At 60.6% G+C, this 21352-nt stretch carries 19 protein-coding genes; 15 read left to right on the top strand and 4 right to left on the bottom strand.

The annotated features are described in order from the left end of the window. The first annotated feature begins 1023 nt into the window (after positions 1-1023). Positions 1024-1200, top strand: a complete 177-nt coding sequence (locus VNX23_RS15050; protein ID WP_325631260.1) for a hypothetical protein — start codon at positions 1024-1026, stop codon at positions 1198-1200. A gap of 1194 nt (positions 1201-2394) precedes the next feature. Here the strand turns inward: VNX23_RS15050 and VNX23_RS15045 are convergent. Continuing rightward, positions 2395-3219 carry an alpha/beta hydrolase gene (locus VNX23_RS15045; protein WP_325631264.1) on the bottom strand — a complete coding sequence of 275 codons (825 nt, stop codon included), beginning with the start codon at positions 3217-3219 and terminating at the stop codon, positions 2395-2397. A 204-nt stretch (positions 3220-3423) separates the two neighbouring features. Between VNX23_RS15045 and VNX23_RS15040 the strand changes: the two genes are divergently transcribed. Next, positions 3424-3825 (top strand): hypothetical protein, encoded by a 402-nt coding sequence (locus tag VNX23_RS15040; protein ID WP_325631259.1) that lies wholly within the window; start codon positions 3424-3426, stop codon positions 3823-3825. A gap of 265 nt (positions 3826-4090) precedes the next feature. Here VNX23_RS15040 and VNX23_RS15035 read toward each other — a convergent pair whose 3' ends face one another. Continuing rightward, entirely contained in the window at positions 4091-4303 is a 213-nt protein-coding gene (locus VNX23_RS15035) for a hypothetical protein (RefSeq protein ID WP_325631258.1), read from the bottom strand. A 243-nt stretch (positions 4304-4546) separates the two neighbouring features. Further along, on the bottom strand, positions 4547-4756 hold the full coding sequence (locus VNX23_RS15030; RefSeq protein ID WP_325631256.1) for a hypothetical protein: 210 nt from the start codon (positions 4754-4756) through the stop codon (positions 4547-4549). A gap of 400 nt (positions 4757-5156) precedes the next feature. Between VNX23_RS15030 and VNX23_RS15025 the strand changes: the two genes are divergently transcribed. Together VNX23_RS15025 and VNX23_RS15020 are read left to right on the top strand one after the other, a co-directional pair. Beyond that, positions 5157-5426: a hypothetical protein gene (locus VNX23_RS15025; protein ID WP_325631255.1), complete on the top strand. Its 270-nt coding sequence runs from the start codon at positions 5157-5159 to the stop codon at positions 5424-5426. A 40-nt stretch (positions 5427-5466) separates the two neighbouring features. Beyond that, a complete protein-coding gene (locus VNX23_RS15020) occupies positions 5467-5976 on the top strand; it encodes a hypothetical protein (RefSeq protein ID WP_325631253.1) in 510 nt (169 codons plus the stop codon). Between the two features lie 238 nt (positions 5977-6214). Here VNX23_RS15020 and VNX23_RS15015 read toward each other — a convergent pair whose 3' ends face one another. Beyond that, on the bottom strand, positions 6215-6421 hold the full coding sequence (locus VNX23_RS15015; protein WP_325631251.1) for an ester cyclase: 207 nt from the start codon (positions 6419-6421) through the stop codon (positions 6215-6217). A gap of 193 nt (positions 6422-6614) precedes the next feature. Here VNX23_RS15015 and VNX23_RS15010 point away from each other — a divergent pair, with 193 nt between their 5' ends. From VNX23_RS15010 to rpoC, 11 genes are all read left to right on the top strand, one after another. Continuing rightward, positions 6615-7109 carry a helix-turn-helix domain-containing protein gene (locus VNX23_RS15010; RefSeq protein ID WP_325631250.1) on the top strand — a complete coding sequence of 165 codons (495 nt, stop codon included), beginning with the start codon at positions 6615-6617 and terminating at the stop codon, positions 7107-7109. A 520-nt stretch (positions 7110-7629) separates the two neighbouring features. After that, entirely contained in the window at positions 7630-7827 is a 198-nt protein-coding gene (locus tag VNX23_RS15005; RefSeq protein WP_325631248.1) for a hypothetical protein, read from the top strand. Positions 7828-8150: 323 nt separating this feature from the next. Continuing rightward, positions 8151-8342, top strand: coding sequence for a preprotein translocase subunit SecE (gene secE, locus VNX23_RS15000; protein ID WP_325631246.1), 192 nt, complete (start codon positions 8151-8153; stop codon positions 8340-8342). 23 nt (positions 8343-8365) lie between these two features. Continuing rightward, entirely contained in the window at positions 8366-8896 is a 531-nt protein-coding gene (gene nusG, locus VNX23_RS14995; protein WP_325631262.1) for a transcription termination/antitermination protein NusG, read from the top strand. A 225-nt stretch (positions 8897-9121) separates the two neighbouring features. Continuing rightward, entirely contained in the window at positions 9122-9550 is a 429-nt protein-coding gene (rplK, locus tag VNX23_RS14990; protein WP_057745528.1) for a 50S ribosomal protein L11, read from the top strand. Between the two features lie 6 nt (positions 9551-9556). Next, positions 9557-10249 (top strand): 50S ribosomal protein L1, encoded by a 693-nt coding sequence (gene rplA, locus VNX23_RS14985; RefSeq protein WP_325631244.1) that lies wholly within the window; start codon positions 9557-9559, stop codon positions 10247-10249. A 92-nt stretch (positions 10250-10341) separates the two neighbouring features. Further along, the gene (locus tag VNX23_RS14980; RefSeq protein ID WP_325631243.1) at positions 10342-11289 is read left to right on the top strand and encodes a 2-hydroxyacid dehydrogenase; all 948 of its coding nucleotides are present in this window, start codon (positions 10342-10344) and stop codon (positions 11287-11289) included. Between the two features lie 669 nt (positions 11290-11958). Next, positions 11959-12477, top strand: a complete 519-nt coding sequence (gene rplJ / locus VNX23_RS14975; protein WP_325631241.1) for a 50S ribosomal protein L10 — start codon at positions 11959-11961, stop codon at positions 12475-12477. A 55-nt stretch (positions 12478-12532) separates the two neighbouring features. Then, positions 12533-12913: a 50S ribosomal protein L7/L12 gene (rplL, locus tag VNX23_RS14970; RefSeq protein WP_325631239.1), complete on the top strand. Its 381-nt coding sequence runs from the start codon at positions 12533-12535 to the stop codon at positions 12911-12913. A gap of 496 nt (positions 12914-13409) precedes the next feature. After that, a complete protein-coding gene (rpoB, locus tag VNX23_RS14965) occupies positions 13410-17528 on the top strand; it encodes a DNA-directed RNA polymerase subunit beta (protein WP_325631238.1) in 4119 nt (1372 codons plus the stop codon). A 131-nt stretch (positions 17529-17659) separates the two neighbouring features. Continuing rightward, positions 17660-21352 (top strand): DNA-directed RNA polymerase subunit beta' (rpoC, locus tag VNX23_RS14960; RefSeq protein ID WP_325631236.1); only part of this gene is annotated, 3693 nt, incomplete at its 3' end.

Here is a 21352-nt window from a genome sequence, read left to right as displayed (position 1 = left end):
TTAGTTCGAGGAACTGCGCGTGGAGATCAGCTTCTATCCGGGTGAGCAGTTCAAGCCGTGCGTTGGCGAGAGATAAACGCTTGAATTTGAGGCTCATTTTCGCCCCCAATCCCACTACTAAAGGAAACAACAACTCAAGATATATTGTGGATAGTTCATAAATTTAACTTGCAAACAACAAAGTGCTGAATCCGCCCAGAGTCAAATTACAAATTTCGCGTGACAGAGTTCAGCGTGTGAACGCGCCGCGAAGAATATTTGGCGCCTGTTAGCCGGCTGGCAACACATGCCAGGAGGTTGAGGCGGTGCGAGATCAGGGCGCGGGCTTTGGTCCCGCGTTCACACCGCCGGTGCAGACCTCAAGCCCGCCGCCTCAACGCGGCGGGTTTTTCTTTTGCTGTTGTCGGGCGCGGTGAGTTGTTGCTGCTGCTGCCTTTCAAGGCGATGCTGCTCTCGGAGCGCCGCGGGGCCGAAAATCTGGCAGCTCAACGCTGTTCGCACCTTCTTTCAAGGTCCAGAGGAATACTGCTCATAACCGGAACTCCGGGATGACAGCCCGCGAATTGCGGGTCCACTGGGTGAGTCCCGCAGGCCCGGCCCTGGGCTGGAAAACGGGCGGTCGTCGGCGCATATTCAGGTTATGGCAAAGCCACGGCGGATCCGCCTGCTTGAGGTTAACCTAGTCGCTCTGAAGCCAGATCGATGGGAGTGGCGGGTTTGCGAGGGTGAAACGCCGATAGTGATCGGTTTCGAGAACTCGCGCGAAACGGCTCAAATTGAGGGCGATAACGCGTTGTTCAAACTGCTCTCAGAGGGCATGCCCCCCAAACGCCCCTAGGGACTCCAACAGCTCGCAAAATCGATTTACTGACGGGCCGACATGCCCGCGAATCCCGGACTCACCAGCGGCGTTCCTAGAGTCGTGCAGGGGCTACCGTCAGCCACCCGGCAACTCATCATCGAAGGGATCTTTCGCCGCCCGATGCCGTTGCCGCGCGCTGATATGAGAAGGCGGCCCGCGCCATGCACGCGCCCTGCGAAACCGCGGCCGAGATCCGGGCCGCCGCCGAGCAGCAGGTCGCCGAGATCACCACACGCATCAAGGTCGCGGGCCCGAGCGGCGCGCTGAAGAAGTTTAACACCCGATATCGACAATACCGCCTCGCGCAGGTCGAAAAGCGCGAACCGGCGATTCCCTAGCTTTAAAGCGCGCGGCTTGTCTGGACCCAAGTTTGGACCCAAACTGTGCGGGATGCAGCGCTACTGCACGGGATCAACCGATTTGACGACCGTCAACTAACCGCTGCAGCGCTTACATATAATGACAGGCCGACACCAGCCGGTACGCGAGCAGCCGTACTCCAAAACCGGGGGTTGGGAGTTCGAGCCTCTCCACTCCTGCCAGTGATATCAAAGACTTAGGCCGATTTTTTCCCGGTCTCCCGAACCGCAAAACAGCCAAGAGGGTACAGTTCAGGGTACATTGGCATGTCTGGCGGTCCTCGCATCGGTGGCGGGCCACGATGCGGATGTTACCCACCCGCGCGCTACCCTCGGCACCGATGCAGGATCAGTCATACCAATCCCTGCGATTACGCGGCAGCAGTTTGCCTCGCGCAATAACCCGTTGAGACCTTTGCCCGCAGTTTTTCAAGTTCGGTTTCCAGAAAATAATTGGCGACGATCAGCGCCTTGACGGCCCTTTGCTGCACTGCGCTCGTTGGCAACCGAAGGGTCCCCAGGCTTTCTAATATGTCGCGTGTCATCTAAAGTCATCTGTGCTGATGCTGTCCCTTAGAGGGTCAAGCGGGATGATGGTGACAATCATCGGGATCGTTTTGGCTTTGGCGCTAGGAGTTTGGGTCGGCTACAGATGGCGCGATCGCATTTCTCGGCAGCGCCGCAGGCAATACTTGACCGAGCGCTTCGAACGCAAACAACGCGCGGCCCTTGATCGCGGAATAGAAGCTGTAAGAGCTCTGTCCGACGAAAGAACTGGCTAGGGTTGTTTGGCGCGATCTGGAACAGCTCAGTTCGCGGAAAGCAGAGCCGCAAATGGTCGGGACCGCGTGAACCATCTCCGGCAAACGCTTGGTGGCATGACTGAGCGAGACGAGCGGCGGGCAACCGTGGAGCGGTTACTCGCGAATTTCGAAACGACTCAGGGCCCACGCTGGAAGGCTTTTGTCATCATCTTCGAGCGGAAGTACAGTCGCGATCCTCCTTCAGCTTGAATTGGGCGTTCGAAACGTCGGGACGCCCCTCATCACAGCAACCCATCCGCCACGACGTTATGACGTCGCCCGCGTCCCACTGCCTTAGCATTCGGTACGCGTTACAGCGCTGAAAACGACGTCAACATGAACGAGCGTGCCAACCCTGAACGCGGAGATCTCACCCCTTGATGAAGGCCAGGAGGTCCGGGTTGATCGTCTCTGAGTATGTGGTGAGCATGCCATGCGGATAGCCGGGGTATAGCTTCAGAGTGGCGCGCTTGAGCAGCTTGGCCTGGAGCAGGGCAGCGCCTTTGTACGGAACGATCTGGTCGTCATCCCCCTGCATGACGAGCGTTGGCACGCCGATACTCTTGAGGTCCTCCGTGAGGTCCGTTTCCGAGAAGGCCTTGATACCATCGTAGTGAGCTTTGGCCCCGCCCATCATGCCTTGGCGCCACCAGTTCTCGATGACGCCATCCAGCGGCTTCGCACCCGCCCGGTTGAACCCGTAGAATGGGTTGGCAGCGACATCGCGATAGAACTGGGCGCGGTTGGCGGCCAAGCTTTTTCGAAAGGCGTCGAACACCTCAATGGGCAGGCCGTCCGGGTTATTCGGCGACCTCACCATAATCGGCGGCACGGCCGCCACCAGCACCAGCTTGGCGACCCGATCCTTGCCGTGACGGGCAACGTAGCGAGTGGCTTCGCCACCTCCGGTCGAGTGGCCGATGTGGATGGTGTTGCCGAGGTTCAGATGTTCGACGACGGCCGCTGCGTCAGCGGCGTAGTGGTCCATGTCGTGACCGTCCGACACCTGACTCGAGCGTCCATGGCCGCGACGGTCGATGCCGATCACGCGATAGCCCTGCTGCACGAAGAACAGCATTTGGGTATCCCAGTCATCCGAGCTGAGTGGCCAGCCGTGATGAAAGACGATGGGTTGGCCGTGACCCCAATCCTTGTAGAAGATCTGAACGCCGTCCTTTGTCGTGACCGTGCTCATGTCCTTCTCCTTCTTTTTCTCTGCCGTTGTGGTTGCCGAAAGCAAAAGCGGGGGTTGAGAGAATGTTTTCCATTGCTGCAGCGTGGACAAAGTCACGCCGCCGCCATGCCGAGTGCGCCAGTGAGGACCGTTCGGCGCGATAGTGGTTTTTTCGCAACCGTCCAAATCAGTCATTTCTGGGCGCACGTCCCAGATAAGTGCTCCTTGGTCGGCGCTGCGACGGCAGGCTGCAGCGTGCGCGAGCGTGCAAACCCTGACGCGAACTCAGCAATCGGCGGTATCAAGCTGCGGATTTTATTTCCGGGTGTTTCCACCCTTGCCGGGCTTGGTCTTGAATGCAGCCTCAACCTCGTCCTTCTTGATCCGGGCTTTCGGATTACCGGGCTGGTTCAGATTTTGCTCTTCGGTTTCGTCACCCATCATCTCGGGATGCAGGTCTCTTTTGCCAGCGGCAGATTTCTTGTCTTTGGTCATTACAATTCTCCAGAGGAAAAAATCAGCACCCCCAACCCATTCTCGCTCTCGGAGCGGATCGTTGAAAGTGTATTGATCACCCATTTCATCACTGGATGCTTGCGGTTCCTCACCTTGATCCGCTGTATCTGACGACCGCCGCGGTCAGGTCGATCGCAATGCTCGCTTCGAGAATTAATTTGCGGTCTTCTCGGGTGAGTGTTTCAATCTTGCCAACGCGATTCGACCAACGACAAAGGAGGTCATCGCCGTGCTTTCGGAAAAATTCTTTTTGTTGTTAGAGACACTCAGAAGTCACAGCTCCAGTGACAAGCCACCCGTCGTGATCAGTATGACTCCGCATGTCCCGAAGGAACCGCGGAGAGAAGCCGCCGAGGCGGTAACCGGGGCGGGCATATCAAAGGGCGGGCCGGCGCCCGTTTCTTCGGCCTAATTCCGCTCCGTCGCTCACGCGGAAATACTTGAGTACAAATTTGCCGTCACGGTTGTGAAGCGGCGCGCCGCAGCTAAGACAGAGCAGCGGTTTGTCGTGCATCGGCGGCGCTTCCACGCGGACGACGTCGTACTGCGCCTCGCAAAATGGGCACTGGAACTTTTCCACGTCCGTCATGGCAACATCCCCATTCGCCTTGAGAACTGCTTCGCATCTCTGACATGAGCGTTGAGAAAACGCCTAAAGCATACGCGGGCTACAAATTCTGATCGCCACCTTGCTGGCGCTATCGGCTGTGGCCGGCCGCATGAGTCTGACTTCGTGCGACGTGGCTAGCGAACAAATGCCGCCAGTGAATGTTCCAGGATGCCTGCTGCAATCGATCAATAGCAAGCTGCCGCGCTCGCGCTTAGCCCGATCTCATGCTGTTGGCCGGGCAGGAACTTTCGCGTAGCGGTGTTCAACAACCATCACCAGACGGAACGCCTTGAGCTTTGGCTCCTGCCAACTCTCGAGCAGTGCACCACAAATCACGCAGTCGGCTTGTCCCGGCCCGCCGTGCGGTGAAGTGGCCTCGGCCATTTCATACGACGTACCACAGGAGGAGCAAGTGACATCTGAAATCATCATGGAAGTGCCCATTTTTACGCAGGAAACCGTGTGACACTGTCGTGACCGAACAGTTTGGTAGTGAAAAGGGCGTCTTTAGAAGTGAAGGGCTTGCAATTAGTCAACGGGTAAGAGGGCAACAAAAAACCCCAGTACCAACGGGTGGCACCAGGGCTCGTGAACCGCCCCGCGTACGTCCGGCGAGGGATCAACAAAACGCTAGCAGGAAAGTTTGAAGAAAAGATGACCTGTTGATTTTATTCCATCAATGTCCGGCAGGCGCGCAACTAGCAGGCAAAAGTCCCACAGGCGCCAAAAAGGCACTGGCGCTGTCAACCATGCCGTGAACGGGCTTCATCCAGCGCAAACCTTGCCTTGGGCCTGATGGTGGGCTGCCTCGGTTTCCTGTTTCATTGAAAACGTGGAGCCTACCCGCGAAGGCGGGCTGGTTTTTGCACTCGCCGCAGGCGGCGCCACGGCAAATTCCGCCACCGGCGTCCCGAAAAATTCAGCCCCGCCGATCATGGGCGACGAAATGGTCCCCTCTTGGGGACGGAAACCAATTCAGGGGAACGGTGTTGATTACCTTATGGAAGGCGATCTTGAGAGAAAAGCGGAACAGGCGCTCGTGGCAATCACGCTGAGCACGGCAACCCTTATCGTGTGCGTCGGTTTGCTCGTTCTGCGATAGGGGCCGCCAAGCCATTACCCCCATTACGGGAGGTGCCGCGGTGAATCGGATTGTGCAACCGATCGCGTATGCCCTGGCCGCGATATATTTGCTGGTGGACGCCATCTTCATCGGTCTGGCGAAACCCATCGCGGATTGGGTCGCCGGCCATCTCGTATTGAGGAAATTGCGGGCCTGGATCAGATCACTGCGGCCCTATCCATCCCTTGCGCTTTTTTCCGTTCCCCTGGTTCTCCTCGAACCGGTCAAACCGGTTTCGGCCTATTTGGCTGCCACTGGGCAGGTTCTAAGCGGAGCGGTGATATTCGTTGCAGGTGAACTGCTTAAGCTCGTTCTTGTGGAGCGGCTGTTCTGCCTCACCCGAAACAAGTTGATGAAGATATCGGCGTTCGCCTGGGCCTACGGCCATTACAGGGTGGCGATAGCCTGGCTGAAGGCAACGCAGGCTTGGGAAACGATGCGTTCGCTGAGTTCCGCCGCCAGGGATCATCTCAGGATCTGGCGCGGAGAGGCAGTCCGACGCCTGGCCGTGGCGCGGCATCAGAGATGATCTCGCCGGGACGCCGCCGATCTGTGGCGGTTTGATGGTTGTCACCGTAATCGACAGGCGCAAACGGCGAGCACTGCGAAACTCGTGGACAACGGCCCCTGAACCGGACCATTGTACCCCCCGCTCGGTTGGGGGCTATCGATGGACAGGATAGAGCAGGGGTTTGTCGTGGTGGCGTTGACGGGGTTTTGGGTGCTGCTCGCGAGCGCCACCGTGTTGGCAGTGTGGTGATTCCTGATCACAGGTGATCGCGAACCTTGCCGCCATCGAAAGTGAAGATCGGCATGCCGGTCCACCACACATCGTGTTTATGTTTGCCGCTGGGCAGCACGCCGAACATCTCCCGGCGATGATAGCCGTGAAAGCGCATTTTGCCGCTGACGCGGTTTCCTTCTTCGATCTGCGAGAGGATATCGGTGGCGTAATTGCCGAATGCTGCCGTCACCCAATCGACATAGCCGCCGGCGGGGTTGTGGCTGCGTATGCCCCTTTAGGGAACTGGAACTTCAACCAGATCTGATCTTCGCTCAGCCGATTTGATTGATCTAACTCAATGCGCCGGGAATTGCGCTCTCATGATGTCCCGATCGGTGCCCACTCGAGGCAGCCGCACCGCACCGAGATCACGGAGCACGGTCATGGTCAGCGAACGGAGCCAATCCAAATCGATCGAACCGGAAGAGGCCTGGGAGCACTTTGGTCCGGATTTTGTCCTGCTTGATGATATCAAGCCGCCACAACGCATCGAACTTGCGCGCGAGCGAATGCTGCTGTCGCGGCTCTATCTGGGTTTGATCCAGACCATGAATGACGACTACGGCGCAGAGTTCGTAAAACACAGCGATAGCGCGACCTATCGAACCATCGGGATATACGTCTTTTTGCGCACGGTCACCTGTTCACCGGTGCGGGCAAGCACGATTGCGCAGGTCCTCAAGATACCGCGCGCAACTGTGCTCAGGCGGCTGAATGACATGGAGAAGCTCGGTTACGTCGAGCACGTCGGCAATGCCTACCGCGTGACCGACAAGGTCAATATTCCGGAATTGAGGGAAAAACTTCAGCGGCGGGTCGACATGGTCCTGGCGACAGCGAGGGAATTGTCGAAGCTCGGGACCGGCCCCGAGCACTGATCGCCTCTCATGGGTTCAAGCGCGCAAATTCAAAACCGCGGCCTTGGTGGGACGTCGTTCATTCCGGGCACAAAAATCATCCCACCGGTTCACCGGTGGGATCCGTCTCGGAAACTCTCTTCGACGCCAGGACTATTTGCGGCGATCGTTCATCCGATCGCCCGGAGAATATTCCGAGGCGCCTTTCGATTTCGACATTCCGACCGTGCCCCTCCTATCGTTCTTGATGTCACCCGGGTTAAACTCGGACGCCCCCTTCGTGGTGAGGGTTTCGAGTTCTGCATCTCATGACCGGGCGACATGCTTGATGCGCCCGGCCTCTCAGCCGCGATCGCGCTTGCACCCAGCCCGAGCAGAAGGGCCGCTGCGAAACCGATAGTGCGTTTCATCCGCGCTCTCCATCTTGGTTCACCGAAGAAGACCGAGGCCGCTTACGATTGTTCCGGATGGCCGGGGAACCAAACACCGTCAAGATCACTTGTATGCCGCGTGAAACTTGGAACCTGGGAGCGAGGAAAATATGAGACAGTTGTTACTTGTAGCGTGCCTCGTCGTTGCGTGGATTGTGCCGGCGAGCGCGATGCCGGTCGCAAAACCGAACGATCTTGGCGTCAGCAGCGGCACGGTGCTCGTCCACGGCCATGGTCATCACTACGGCTGGGGAAGGGGACGCGGTCATTACTACGGTTGGCGGCACGGTCACCATCATGGCTGGTAGCATTAAGGACACCTCTTCCGCTTAATCAGATGGCTTGAGGCAACCCTCAAGCCATTGATTTTGAATGTTCCGGCTGCAATCCATGGCAGGACGGAGCGGGGGGCCGCTGGCCCCGAGCGACCTTGACCTTTGGGACCTTGCGCAGTACATAGCGCGCTACCCGCAGCCGGCCCGCTTTAAGCGGATATCCGGCGCGGCCTTGAAATCCCCCGAACAAAAGAGCCTGCTTGTCGGCTCATCCTTCGAGAGAGGGCTGGGCGCAACAGGGCTGTTCGGATTCCCTGAAATCTTAATCGTCTGATGACGGACGCGGATCCAAAACGATGGCTTTCAGCCCGTTCAAATTCCTGCAGGAAGTGCGCTCGGAGACCGCCAAGGTCACCTGGCCGACCCGCCGCGAGACCACGATCACCACGATCATGGTGTTCGTGATGGTGGCGCTCGCCGCGATCTTCTTCTTTGCCGCCGATCAGGTCATCCGATATGTGGTCACATTGCTCCTGGGCATCCACTGATGGCAACAACCGCTACGCAAACGATGGACAAGCGCTGGTATATCGTCCACGCCTACTCCAATTTCGAGAAGAAGGTCGCCGAATCGATCCGCGAGCAGGCCAAGCAGCGAGGGCTCGAGGAGTTGTTCGAGCAGGTGCTGGTGCCGACCGAAAAGGTCACCGAAGTGCGGCGCGGCCGCAAGATCGACGCCGAACGGAAGTTTTTCCCGGGCTACGTCCTCGTCAAGATGCAGCTGACCGACGAGGCTTTCCATCTGATCAAGAACACGCCGAAGGTGACCGGTTTTCTTGGCGCAGAAAACAAGCCGATGCCGATTTCGGAAGCCGAGGCCATGCGCATCCTGCATCAGGTGCAGGAGGGCGTGGAGCGTCCGAAGGCGTCGGTCTCGTTCGAGATCGGCGAGAATGTGCGCGTGGCTGACGGGCCGTTCGCCTCGTTCTCCGGCGTTATCGAGGAGATCGATGAAGGGCGTTCGCGCGTGAAGGTCGCAGTCTCGATCTTCGGTCGTGCCACGCCCGTTGAACTGGAATTCGCTCAGGTCGAGAAGATCTGATTGAATAGTCATTGCCGGGCTTGACCTGGCAATCCGTCTGCTTCGCAAGGCAATCTTGCGTAAGATTGATGGATGCCCGGATCAAGTCCGGGCATGACAGAGGAGTGGAGGCGGTGACGCTTCCCGAAAGGTCGTGGAAGGCTAAGGGCGCTCGCCAGCCGTTCGTGAGCCGAACCACGAAACCTGAAACCGCCGATTTTTAAATCGGCACAGCAGGAGTGACACATGGCAAAGAAAGTGACCGGATACCTGAAATTGCAGGTGCCGGCGGGCGCTGCGAATCCGTCGCCCCCGATCGGCCCCGCGCTTGGTCAGCGCGGCCTCAACATCATGGAATTCTGCAAGGCGTTCAATGCGCAGACGCAGAAGGAAGAAAAGAACACCCCGATCCCGGTGATCATCACCATCTACGCGGACCGTTCCTTCACCTTCGAGATGAAGACGCCGCCGATGTCCTACTTCCTCAAGCAGGCCGCCAAAATCCAGTCGGGGTCGAAGGCCCCGGGCCGCGACAAGGCCGGCAAGGTGACCCGCGCCCAGGTGCGCGAGATCGCCGAGAAGAAGATGAAGGATCTCAATTGCGACACCATCGAGTCGGCCATGAAGATGGTCGAGGGCTCGGCCCGCTCGATGGGTCTGGAAGTTGCGGGGTAACGGGTCATGGCAATCGGAAAGCGTCTGAAAAAGGCCCGTGAGGGCATCGACCGCACCAAGCTTTATCCGCTCAAGGAAGCCATCAAGCTGGTGAAGGAGCGCGCCAAGTCGAAATTCGACGAAACCGTCGAGATCGCGATCAATCTCGGCGTCGATCCCCGTCACGCCGACCAGATGGTTCGCGGCGTGGTGACCTTGCCGAACGGAACGGGGCGCACCTTGCGCGTCGGCGTGTTCGCGCGCGGTGCCAAGGCCGAGGAAGCCAAGGCCGCGGGCGCCGACATCGTCGGCGCGGAGGATTTGGTCGAGAAGGTGCAGGGCGGTCAGATCGACTTCGACCGCTGCATCGCCACTCCCGACATGATGCCGCTGGTCGGCCGGCTCGGTAAGGTGCTCGGACCGCGCGGCATGATGCCCAACCCGAAGATCGGCACGGTAACGATGGATGTCACCGGCGCCGTGAAAGGAGCCAAGGGCGGTTCGGTCGAATTCCGGGTCGAGAAGGCCGGCATCGTGCAGGCCGGCATCGGCAAGGCCTCGTTCTCGGAAGAGAAGCTGGTGGAGAACGTCAAGGCGCTCGCCGACGCTGTCGCGAAGGCCAAGCCCGCAGGTTCGAAGGGCACCTACATCCAGCGCGTGGCGGTCTCTTCCACCATGGGACCGGGCGTCAAGGTCGAGCCCGGAAGCCTGCTTGGCTGAGAGCTTGAGGACACGGATGGAATCAAACGGGAGCGGGATCGGGAAACCGGTTCCGCTCCTTGCTTGTAAGCCAGCGCCTCGGTGAGGAAGGCATGCCCGAAAAAGTCCTGATCTTTTCGCGCTTTTCCAAGACGCTGATGGCGCGGATCGGGCAGCGTTACGAGCTGATGGATAGCGCGGGCAAACCACCGCACGAGGTCTTTGCGCCTGAAGAGCTTTCGAAGGTGCGTGTCCTGATCACCGCAGGAGGCTCGCCTTTGGGTGCCTCCGCGCTCGACAGCCTGCCGTCGTTGCGCGCGATCATCTGCTACGGCACCGGCTATGACGGCGTTGATCTTGCAGCCGCGCGCGCTCGAAAGATCTCGGTCGGTCACAGCCCGGGCGCCAATGCGGCCGCGGTGGCGGACCTCGCGCTCACCCTGATGTTGGCCGTGACGCGGCGCCTCGTTCCGGCCGATGCATTCGTGCGCGATGGCAGCTGGGCAAAGGCTTTGCCATCGCCGATGTTGCGCGCGCCGCCCGGCAATCCCGGCCGCCGCATCGGCGTCTACGGCATGGGCGAAATTGGCCGCAAGATCGCCGCGCGCCTCGCCGGCTTCGAAACCGAAGTCGGCTATTTCAGCCGCAGCAAACACGAGGTGCCGTACCGCTATTTCCCGACGCTTGAGGCCCTGGCGGAATGGTGCAGCGTGTTGATGATTGCGGTTCGCGCCAGCGCCGATACCCATCACGCGGTCAATGCCGCCATCCTGCAAAAGCTCGGTGGTGACGGCTACGTCATTAACATCGCAAGAGGCTCGGTGATCGACCAGGCGGCGCTGGTTGCCGCCTTGACCGACAATACGATCGCGGGTGCGGGCCTGGACGTCTTCGAGAAAGAGCCGCAGGCGCCGGGCGCCTTGACGGCGTTGCCCAACGTCGTGCTGACGCCCCATGTCGGCGGCCACACCGTCGAGGCGCACATCGCGATGCAGGATTGCGTGATCGCCAATCTCGAGGCGTTTTTCGCCGGAAAGCCGCTGGTCTACCCCGTCAATTGAGAGGGGGCGGCGGCGTCAGGAACGTGGCGCAACTTGTCCGGATTGCACAACGATATAGATCGCGGCAATTCGGGCGCCCGGATTCCACCTGCCCACCGTCGGTGCCCGCGCACCTTGGGCACCGAGCCGCGGCCCAAACTGGTCTGAATTTTGCTCTTGGCAACGCCGGCAAGAGTCGTTAAAGAGCGCGCTCCGGGCGTGCTGGCCGTCGCTGGCACGCCCAAGCTCGCATTCCGAAAACCCGATACGATAGGAGACCATTCCTTTCCGGACGTCCATCTGGATCGCTCGAAAGGAAGGGGAGCCGGTCGTTGGTTGAGGTTGCGGGCAGGGGTGCCCGGTGTTTCGGGCGCCTCGAATCCTGTCCAAGACTGCAGGCGCCGCCGAATAAACTCAAGTTTATTCAATGGCTTAATTGAATGGCCTGCATAGACGGGTGAAGACCGGATTTCGCTTTGCGCCGTGCTTGTCAGGCGACCAGGGCGGATGTGGTTCGAACCTCGACACCCCGCGGCTGCCAAGGCCCGGGAGGGCAGGCTTTTAGATGTCGTTCTGCCCGGCGCGACCTCAAAGACTGGTGTCTTTGAGGTCAGGTTCAGGCGGGACGATGGGTGCAACCCGGCGGTCCCGCGCGTAAGGCAAAGGGCCGCCAACCGGAGAGAGCTTGCTGTGGAAAGAGCGGCAAAAAAAGAAGCGGTTGAGGCGCTGAACGGTCTGTTCCAGACCACCGGCGTTGCGATCGTGGCTCATTATTCCGGCCTCACCGTGGCCCAGATGCAGAAGCTGCGCTCGCAGATGAAGCAGGCAGGCGCGCAGGTGAAGGTCTCGAAGAACCGTCTCGCCAAAATTGCTCTTGAAGGCACAGACGTCGTTGCCATTGGCCCGCTGTTGAAGGGGCCGACCGTGATCGCGACTTCCAAGGATCCGGTGGCCGCGCCGAAGGTTGCCATCGAATTCGCCAAGACGAACGAGCAGTTCGTCATTCTTGGCGGCTCGATGGGCAAAACCGTCCTGAATGTCGATGGCGTCAAGGCGCTTGCCGCCCTGCCGTCGCTTGATGAGTTGCGCGCAAAGATCGTCGGCCTCGTCGTGGCGCCGGCGACCAAGCTCGCCCAGCTTTCAAGCGCGCCCGCAGCCAAGCTCGCGCGCGTCATTCAGGCCTATGCCTCAAAGGGCGAAGCGGCCTGACCCTTCGCAAACGTTAAAACCTGGTTCGAACCGATACGCTTAAGGAAACAGATCAATGGCTGACCTACAGAAGATTGTTGACGACCTCTCGAGCCTCACCGTGCTCGAAGCCGCCGAGCTTGCAAAGCTCTTGGAAGAGAAGTGGGGCGTGTCCGCCGCTGCCGCCGTCGCGGTTGCCGGTCCAGCCGGCGCGGGCGGTGCTGCCGCCGCGCCCGCCGAGGAAAAGACCGAGTTCACCGTCGTTCTTGCCGCCGCCGGCGACAAGAAGATCGAGGTGATCAAGGAAGTCCGCGCCATCACCGGCCTCGGACTCAAGGAGGCCAAGGATCTCGTCGAAGGCGCGCCCAAGCCGGTCAAGGAGGGCGTGAACAAGGAAGAAGCCGACAAGATCAAGGGCCAGCTCGAAAAGGCCGGCGCCAAGGTGGAATTGAAGTAAGGGCGCTTACCCCAATTCCATCCCCGGACAAGCGAGGCGCCATCCGGGGATCTCGCGGACAAAGACATCGACGGCCGTGTCGCGCCTGGCCAGACCGAAAACCAGACCTCGCCGGCCTCAACCTGCGGCGTCGTACACAAGAAAGTGTGGGGATTGGCGGGGCTACCCCTCGAATTTCCACGATGGCCATCCCATATCGGGGCGGCAGCACGAAAGCACGGTCGGCATCGGGGACCCCCAGGGTTCCTGTGCAAGCCGTTGGGAGATAGGCAATTTCGGGCTTTTTCAGTCCGTGACGAAGCAAGTTTGGACGGGCGGGTGCGCATCTGCGCCCCGCGCGTCGTTTTGCGTTCTCTAGGCCTGTTACCTCGATTCAGGATTTAAGTCCTGAAACCCGGCACCAAGCCTTAGGAACGAACTCAAATTCAACCCGGAGCCGATGGGCAGTCGCGCTCCGGAAGGTTCGCCCCGAAGGGCGACGAAACGAGAGGCCACGATGGCGCAACAGACGTTCACCGGTCGCAAACGCGTTCGCAAGTTTTTCGGTCACATCAAGGAAGTCGCGGAGATGCCGAACCTCATCGAGGTTCAGAAGGCCTCCTACGACCAGTTCCTCATGGTGAACGAGCCGCCGGGTGGCCGGCTGGACGAGGGCCTTCAGGCGGTATTCCGCTCGGTATTCCCGATCTCGGATTTTTCCGGCACCTCGATGCTGGAATTCGTCCGCTACGAGTTCGAGCCGCCGAAATATGACGTCGACGAGTGCCGTCAGCGCGGCATGACCTATGCGGCACCGCTGAAGGTGACGCTGCGCCTGATCGTGTTCGATATCGACGAAGAAACCGGTGCGAAGTCGGTCAAGGACATCAAGGAGCAGGACGTCTACATGGGCGACATTCCGCTCATGACGATGAACGGCACCTTCGTCGTCAACGGCACCGAGCGCGTCATCGTTTCGCAGATGCATCGTTCGCCCGGCGTGTTCTTCGATCACGACAAGGGCAAGACCCATTCGTCGGGCAAGCTTTTGTTTGCCGCGCGCGTGATCCCCTATCGCGGTTCGTGGCTCGATATCGAATTCGATGCCAAGGACATCGTGTTTGCGCGCATCGATCGCCGCCGCAAGATCCCGGTGACCTCGTTGATGTTCGCGCTCGGGCTCGACGGCGAGACCATCCTGTCGACATTCTACAAGAAGATCACCTACAAGCGCGCCAAGGATGGCTGGCGCGTGCCGTTCGACGCCAACCGTTTCCGCGGCTATTCGACGACCAACGACCTGATCGACGCCGACACCGGCAAGGTGGTGCTGGAGGCCGGCAAGAAGCTCACCGTGCGCGCCGCGCGCCAGCTGCAGGAAAAGGGGCTGAAGGCGCTGCGCATGTCGGACGAGGAACTGGTCGGCAATTACGTCGCCGAGGACCTCGTCAATCCGAAGACCGGCGAGATTTATGCGGAAGCCGGCGAGGAGATCACCGACAAGCTTTTGAAGTCGCTGAACGAGCAGGGCTACAAGGAGCTTCCGCTGCTCGACATCGACCACGTCAATGTCGGCCCCTACATTCGCAACACGCTGCATGCCGACAAGAACATGACGCGCGAAGACGCGCTGTTCGACATCTACCGCGTGATGCGTCCGGGCGAGCCGCCGACGCTGGAATCGGCGCAGGCCATGTTCCAGTCGCTGTTCTTCGATGCCGAGCGCTACGACCTTTCCGCGGTCGGCCGGGTGAAGATGAACATGCGGCTCGAACTCGACGCCCCCGATACCCATCGCACGCTGCGCAAGGAAGACATTCTCGCCGTCATCAAGACGCTGGTCGATCTGCGCGACGGCAAGGGCGAGATCGACGACATCGACCACCTCGGCAACCGCCGCGTGCGCTCGGTCGGCGAATTGATGGAGAACCAGTACCGCATCGGCCTGCTGCGCATGGAGCGCGCGATCAAGGAGCGGATGTCCAGTGTCGATATCGACACCGTGATGCCGCAGGATCTGATCAACGCCAAGCCCGCGGCCGCCGCCGTGCGCGAGTTCTTCGGCTCTTCCCAGCTGTCGCAGTTCATGGACCAGACCAATCCGCTGTCGGAAATCACCCACAAGCGCCGTCTCTCCGCGCTTGGCCCGGGCGGGTTGACGCGCGAGCGCGCCGGCTTCGAGGTGCGCGACGTGCACCCGACGCATTACGGGCGGATCTGCCCGATCGAGACGCCGGAAGGTCCGAACATCGGCCTGATCAACTCGCTGGCGACCTTTGCGCGCGTCAACAAATACGGCTTCGTCGAGACGCCCTATCGCAAGGTCAGGGACGGCCGCGTCACCGACGACGTGATCTATCTCTCGGCGATGGAGGAAGGCCGCTATCACGTCGCGCAGGCGAACGTGGCGCTCGACCATCGTGGCCGCTTCACCGACGACCTCGTGGTCTGCCGCCACGCCGGCGACGTGGTGATGGTGACCCCCGACAAGGTCGACTACATGGACGTCTCGCCCAAGCAGCTCGTTTCAGTTGCCGCGGCGCTGATCCCGTTCCTGGAGAACGACGACGCCAACCGCGCGCTGATGGGTTCGAACATGCAGCGTCAGGCCGTGCCGCTGGTGCGCGCCGAGGCGCCGTTCGTCGGCACCGGCATGGAAGGCGTGGTCGCGCGTGACTCCGGGGCTGCGATCGCAGCGCGCCGGACCGGCGTGGTCGACCAGATCGACGCCACCCGTATCGTCATCCGCGCCACCGAGGATCTCGATCCCACCAAGTCGGGCGTCGATATCTACCGGCTGATGAAATACCAGCGCTCCAACCAGTCGACCTGCATCAACCAGCGTCCGCTGGTGAAGGTAGGCGACATGGTCAAGAAGGGCGACATCATTGCCGACGGTCCCTCGACCGATCTCGGCGAGCTCGCGCTCGGCCGCAACGTGCTGGTCGCGTTCATGCCCTGGAACGGTTACAACTTCGAAGACTCGATCCTGCTCTCCGAGCGGATCGTCAAGGACGACGTCTTCACCTCGATCCATATCGAGGAGTTCGAGGTGATGGCCCGCGACACCAAACTGGGGCCGGAGGAAATCACCCGCGACATTCCCAACGTGTCGGAAGAAGCGCTGAAGAACCTCGACGAAGCCGGCATCGTCTATATCGGCGCGGAGGTGCGCGCCGGCGACATTCTGGTCGGCAAGATCACGCCAAAGGGCGAAAGCCCGATGACGCCGGAAGAAAAGCTTTTGCGCGCCATCTTCGGCGAAAAGGCCTCCGACGTCCGCGACACTTCACTGCGCGTGCCGCCGGGCGTGCAGGGCACGATCGTTGAAGTCCGTGTCTTCAACCGGCACGGCGTCGACAAGGACGAGCGTGCGCTGGCGATCGAGCGGGAAGAGATCGAGCGATTGGCAAAGGACCGCGACGACGAACAGGCGATCCTCGACCGCAACGTCTATAGCCGTCTCGCGGAGCTTTTGGAAAACCGCCAGGGCATCGCGGGTCCGAAGGGCTTCAAGAAGGACACCAAGATCACCCGCGCGGTGCTCGAGGAGTACCCGAAGTCGCAGTGGTGGCTGTTTGCCTCGCCCAACGACAAGCTGATGGGTGAGATCGAGGCCATGCGCAAGCAGTACGACGAATCGAAGAAGGGCCTTGAACAGCGCTTCCTCGACAAGGTCGAAAAACTGCAGCGCGGCGATGAATTGCCGCCCGGCGTGATGAAGATGGTCAAGGTCTTCGTCGCGGTGAAGCGCAAGATCCAGCCGGGCGACAAGATGGCCGGCCGTCACGGCAACAAGGGCGTGGTCTCGAAGATCGTGCCGGTCGAGGACATGCCCTTCCTCGAGGATGGCACGCATGCCGACATCGTGCTCAATCCGCTCGGCGTGCCGAGCCGCATGAATGTCGGCCAGATTCTCGAGACGCATCTCGGCTGGGCATGCGCGGGCCTCGGCAAGCGCATCGGCCAGACCATCGATGCCTATTATGGCAGGCAGGACGTCAAGCCGCTGAAGGAGACCCTGAAGAGGATCTATGGCGACGAGGAAACGATCAAATCGCTCAACGACAGCGAGCTGATCGAGCTTGGCCGCAATCTCTCCCACGGCGTGCCGATCGCAACGCCGGTGTTCGACGGCGCCAAGGAAACCGACATCGAAGAGATGCTCAAGCTTGCGGGTCTGGATGCTTCCGGCCAGTCGGTGGTCTATGACGGCCGCACCGGCGATCCCTTCGATCGCAAGGTGACGGTCGGCTACATCTACATGCTCAAGCTGCATCATCTCGTGGACGACAAGATCCACGCGCGTTCGATCGGACCGTACTCGCTCGTCACCCAGCAGCCGTTGGGCGGCAAAGCGCAGTTCGGCGGCCAGCGTTTCGGCGAAATGGAAGTGTGGGCGCTCGAGGCCTATGGCGCGGCGTACACGCTGCAGGAAATGCTGACCGTGAAGTCGGACGACGTCGCCGGCCGTACCAAGGTGTACGAGGCGATCGTGCGTGGCGACGACACGTTCGAAGCGGGTATTCCGGAATCGTTCAACGTGCTGGTCAAGGAAATGCGTTCGCTGGGTCTCAACGTCGACCTGCACAACTCGAAGATCGGCGGCGTACCGACATCCGAGGCTGCCGAGTAACGACAAGCATCAGGTCCGGCGCGGTTGGCGCCGGGCATCCGCGTCGCGCCCGAAAATCGGGCGGGGTGCGCTGCGACGGGAAGAATTTTCGAATTTGCTGCCGGTTGCGGCCGGCACGCGAGGAGAAGACCATGAACCAAGAGATTATGAATCTGTTCAATCCGACGACGCCGGCCCAGGTCTTCGACCAGATCCGGATTTCGATCGCGTCCCCGGAAAAGATTCTGTCGTGGTCGTATGGCGAAATCAAAAAGCCGGAGACCATCAACTACCGCACCTTCAAGCCGGAGCGTGACGGCCTGTTCTGCGCGCGCATCTTCGGTCCGATCAAGGACTATGAGTGCCTGTGCGGCAAGTACAAACGCATGAAGTACAAGGGCATCATCTGCGAGAAGTGCTCGGTCGAGGTCACTTTGTCTCGCGTCCGGCGCGAGCGCATGGGCCATATCGAGCTGGCCGCTCCCGTTGCCCACATCTGGTTCCTGAAGTCGCTGCCGTCCCGTATCGGCCTTCTGCTCGACATGACACTGAAGGACCTCGAGCGGATTCTGTATTTCGAATACTACGTCGTGCTCGAGCCCGGCCTCACCGCGCTCAAGGACCGTCAGCTGCTGTCGGAAGACGAGTATCTGAAGGCGCAAGACGAATACGGCCAGGATTCCTTCACCGCCATGATCGGCGCCGAGGCGATCCGCGAGATGCTGAAGGGGCTGGACCTCGAAAAGCTCGAGTCCACTTTGCGCGCCGAGATGGCCGAGACCGAGTCCGACATCAAGTACAAGAAGCTCGCCAAGCGCCTGAAGATCGTCGAGGCCTTCCGTCATTCCGGCAACAAGCCGGAGTGGATGATCCTCACCGTGGTGCCGGTGATTCCGCCGGACCTGCGGCCGCTGGTGCCGCTCGACGGCGGTCGCTTTGCCACCTCCGACCTCAACGATCTCTACCGCCGCGTCATCAACCGCAACAACCGCTTGAAGCGGCTGATGGAGCTGCGTGCGCCCGACATCATCATCCGCAACGAGAAGCGCATGCTGCAGGAGGCGGTCGACGCGTTGTTCGACAACGGCCGCCGCGGCCGCGTCATTACCGGCGCCAACAAGCGTCCGTTAAAGTCGCTCGCAGACATGCTCAAGGGCAAGCAGGGCCGTTTCCGGCAGAACCTGCTCGGCAAGCGCGTCGACTATTCCGGCCGCTCGGTGATCGTCGTCGGTCCTGAGCTCAGGCTGCATCAGTGCGGCCTGCCGAAGAAGATGGCGCTCGAACTGTTCAAGCCCTTCATCTATTCGCGGCTCGATGCCAAGGGCCTCTCCACCACGGTGAAGCAGGCCAAGAAGCTCGTCGAAAAGGAGCGCCCCGAGGTCTGGGACATTCTCGACGAGGTGATCCGCGAACATCCGGTACTGTTGAACCGCGCCCCGACGTTGCATCGCCTGGGCATCCAGGCGTTCGAGCCGGTCCTGATCGAAGGCAAGGCGATCCAGCTGCATCCGCTGGTTTGCGCGGCGTTCAACGCCGACTTTGACGGCGACCAGATGGCCGTGCACGTGCCCTTGTCGCTGGAAGCGCAGCTCGAGGCGCGCGTGCTGATGATGTCGACCAACAACATCCTGCATCCGGCCAATGGTCAGCCGATCATCGTGCCGTCGCAGGATATCGTGCTCGGCCTCTATTATCTCTCGATCATGCGCGAAGGGCTCCCCGGCGAGGGCAAGCTGTTCGGCGACATGGCCGAGATCGAGCACGCCCTGCATTCCCGGGTCATCCATCTCCACACCAAGATCAAGTACCGGTGGGAGGGCACGGATGAGAGCGGCAAGAGCGTCAAGCGCTGGATCGAGACCACGGCTGGACGCGTGATGCTCGGCAACGTGTTGCCGAAATCGCCGAAGATTTCGTTCGAGATCATCAACAGGCTGATGACCAAGCGTGAGATTTCCGGCGTGATCGACCAGGTCTACCGTCACTGCGGGCAGAAGGAGACGGTGATCTTCTGCGACCGCATCATGGCGCTCGGCTTCTACAATGCGTTCAAGGCCGGCATTTCCTTCGGCAAGGACGACATGGTCGTGCCGCACGGCAAGTGGAAGATCGTCGAGACCACGCGCACGCTGGCGAAGGATTTCGAGCAGCAGTACAACGACGGCCTGATCACCCACGGCGAGAAGTACAACAAGGTGGTCGACGCCTGGTCCAAGGCGACCGAAGAGATCGCCAAGGAGATGATGAAGGAAATCTCCTCGACCAAGAAGAACGCCAAGGGCGCCGAGGCCGACATCAACTCGATCTACATGATGGCGCATTCGGGTGCCCGCGGTTCGCCGGCGCAAATGCGTCAGCTCGCGGGCATGCGCGGGCTGATGGCCAAGCCGTCGGGCGAAATCATCGAGACGCCGATCATTTCCAACTTCAAGGAAGGTCTGTCGGTGCTCGAATACTTCAACTCGACTCACGGCGCCCGCAAGGGTCTGGCCGATACCGCGTTGAAGACCGCAAACTCCGGCTATCTGACGCGTCGTCTGGTGGACGTGGCGCAGGACTGCATCATCACGCAGGATGATTGCGGCACCAAGCTCGGCATCAAGATGCGCGCCATCGTCGATGCCGGCACCGTGGTGGCTTCGCTCGGCTCCCGCATCCTCGGCCGCACCGCGGGCGAGGATGTGCGCGATCCAGGGTCCAACAAGGTGCTCGTCAAGCGCGGTACGCTGATGGAAGAGAGCCACGTGGAAGCCATCCACCAGGCCGGCATCCAGGAAGTGAAGATCCGATCGGCGCTGACTTGCGAGCTTGTCAACGGCATCTGCGGCAAATGCTACGGCCGCGATCTTGCCCGAGGCACGCCGGTCAACCATGGCGAGGCGGTCGGCGTCATCGCGGCGCAGTCGATCGGCGAGCCCGGCACTCAGCTGACCATGCGTACGTTCCACATCGGCGGCGCGGCGCAGATCAACGAGCAGTCGTTCGTCGAGTCGAATTTCGACGGCAAGGTGACGATCAAGAACAGGTCGATCGCCAAGAACAGCGAAGGCCACCTGATCGCGATGGTCCGCAACATGGTCGTTGCGATCACCGATGCCGACGGGACGGAGCGTGCGACCCATCGCATCCAATACGGTGCCCGCATGCACGTCGACGAGGGCGACATGGTCAAGCGCGGTCAGCGCATGGCCGAGTGGGACCCGTACACGAGGCCGGTGCTCACCGAAGTCGAAGGCACGATCGCCTTCGAGGATCTGGTCGAAGGGCAGTCGATCTCGGAAACGCTCGACGAATCCACCGGTATCGCCAAGCGCGTCGTCATCGACTGGCGCTCATCGCGGGGCGGGGCGGATCTGCGTCCGGCGATCGTCGTCAAGGGCAAGGACGGCAAGGTCCTCAAGCTGCCGCGTGGCGGCGATGCCCGCTACATGCTTTCGGTCGACGCCATCCTGTCGCTCGATGTCGGCGCCAAGGTCAAGCCCGGCGATATCCTGGCGCGTATCTCCACCGAGAGCGCGAAGACCCGGGACATCACCGGCGGTCTGCCGCGGGTTGCGGAACTGTTCGAGGCCCGCAAGCCGAAGGATGCGGCGATCATCGCGGAAGTGGCGGGCACCATCCGCTTCGGCCGCGACTACAAGAACAAGCGTCGCATCTCGATCGAGCCGATGGACAAGACCGAGGAGCCGCGCGAGTACCTGATCCCGAAGGGCAAGCACATCCATCTGCAGGACGGCGATATCGTCGAAAAGGGCGATTTCATCGTCGAGGGCAATCCGGCGCCGCACGACATTCTGGCGATCAAGGGCATCGAGGAACTCGCTGCCTATCTGGTCAACGAAATC

The organism is Bradyrhizobium sp., from assembly GCF_035570375.1.
Lineage (GTDB): Bacteria > Pseudomonadota > Alphaproteobacteria > Rhizobiales > Xanthobacteraceae > Bradyrhizobium.
Note: the sequence above shows the minus strand (reverse complement) of the source record. Positions and strands in the feature narration are given on the sequence as shown.

Bases quoted from the DNA above. Each gene is read 5' to 3' on its own strand.
- rplA (WP_325631244.1), top strand. From the start codon at position 9,557: ATGGCAATCGGAAAGCGTCTGAAAAAGGCCCGTGAGGGCATCGACCGC.
- VNX23_RS15030 (WP_325631256.1), bottom strand. From the start codon at position 4,756: ATGATGATTTCAGATGTCACTTGCTCCTCCTGTGGTACGTCGTATGAA.
- VNX23_RS15045 (WP_325631264.1), bottom strand. From the start codon at position 3,219: ATGAGCACGGTCACGACAAAGGACGGCGTTCAGATCTTCTACAAGGAT.
- VNX23_RS15050 (WP_325631260.1), top strand. From the start codon at position 1,024: ATGCACGCGCCCTGCGAAACCGCGGCCGAGATCCGGGCCGCCGCCGAG.
- VNX23_RS15005 (WP_325631248.1), top strand. From the start codon at position 7,630: ATGAGACAGTTGTTACTTGTAGCGTGCCTCGTCGTTGCGTGGATTGTG.
- VNX23_RS15035 (WP_325631258.1), bottom strand. From the start codon at position 4,303: ATGACGGACGTGGAAAAGTTCCAGTGCCCATTTTGCGAGGCGCAGTAC.
- rplL (WP_325631239.1), top strand. From the start codon at position 12,533: ATGGCTGACCTACAGAAGATTGTTGACGACCTCTCGAGCCTCACCGTG.
- VNX23_RS14980 (WP_325631243.1), top strand. From the start codon at position 10,342: ATGCCCGAAAAAGTCCTGATCTTTTCGCGCTTTTCCAAGACGCTGATG.
- rpoB (WP_325631238.1), top strand. From the start codon at position 13,410: ATGGCGCAACAGACGTTCACCGGTCGCAAACGCGTTCGCAAGTTTTTC.
- secE (WP_325631246.1), top strand. From the start codon at position 8,151: ATGGCTTTCAGCCCGTTCAAATTCCTGCAGGAAGTGCGCTCGGAGACC.
- nusG (WP_325631262.1), top strand. From the start codon at position 8,366: ATGGACAAGCGCTGGTATATCGTCCACGCCTACTCCAATTTCGAGAAG.
- rplK (WP_057745528.1), top strand. From the start codon at position 9,122: ATGGCAAAGAAAGTGACCGGATACCTGAAATTGCAGGTGCCGGCGGGC.
- VNX23_RS15010 (WP_325631250.1), top strand. From the start codon at position 6,615: ATGGTCAGCGAACGGAGCCAATCCAAATCGATCGAACCGGAAGAGGCC.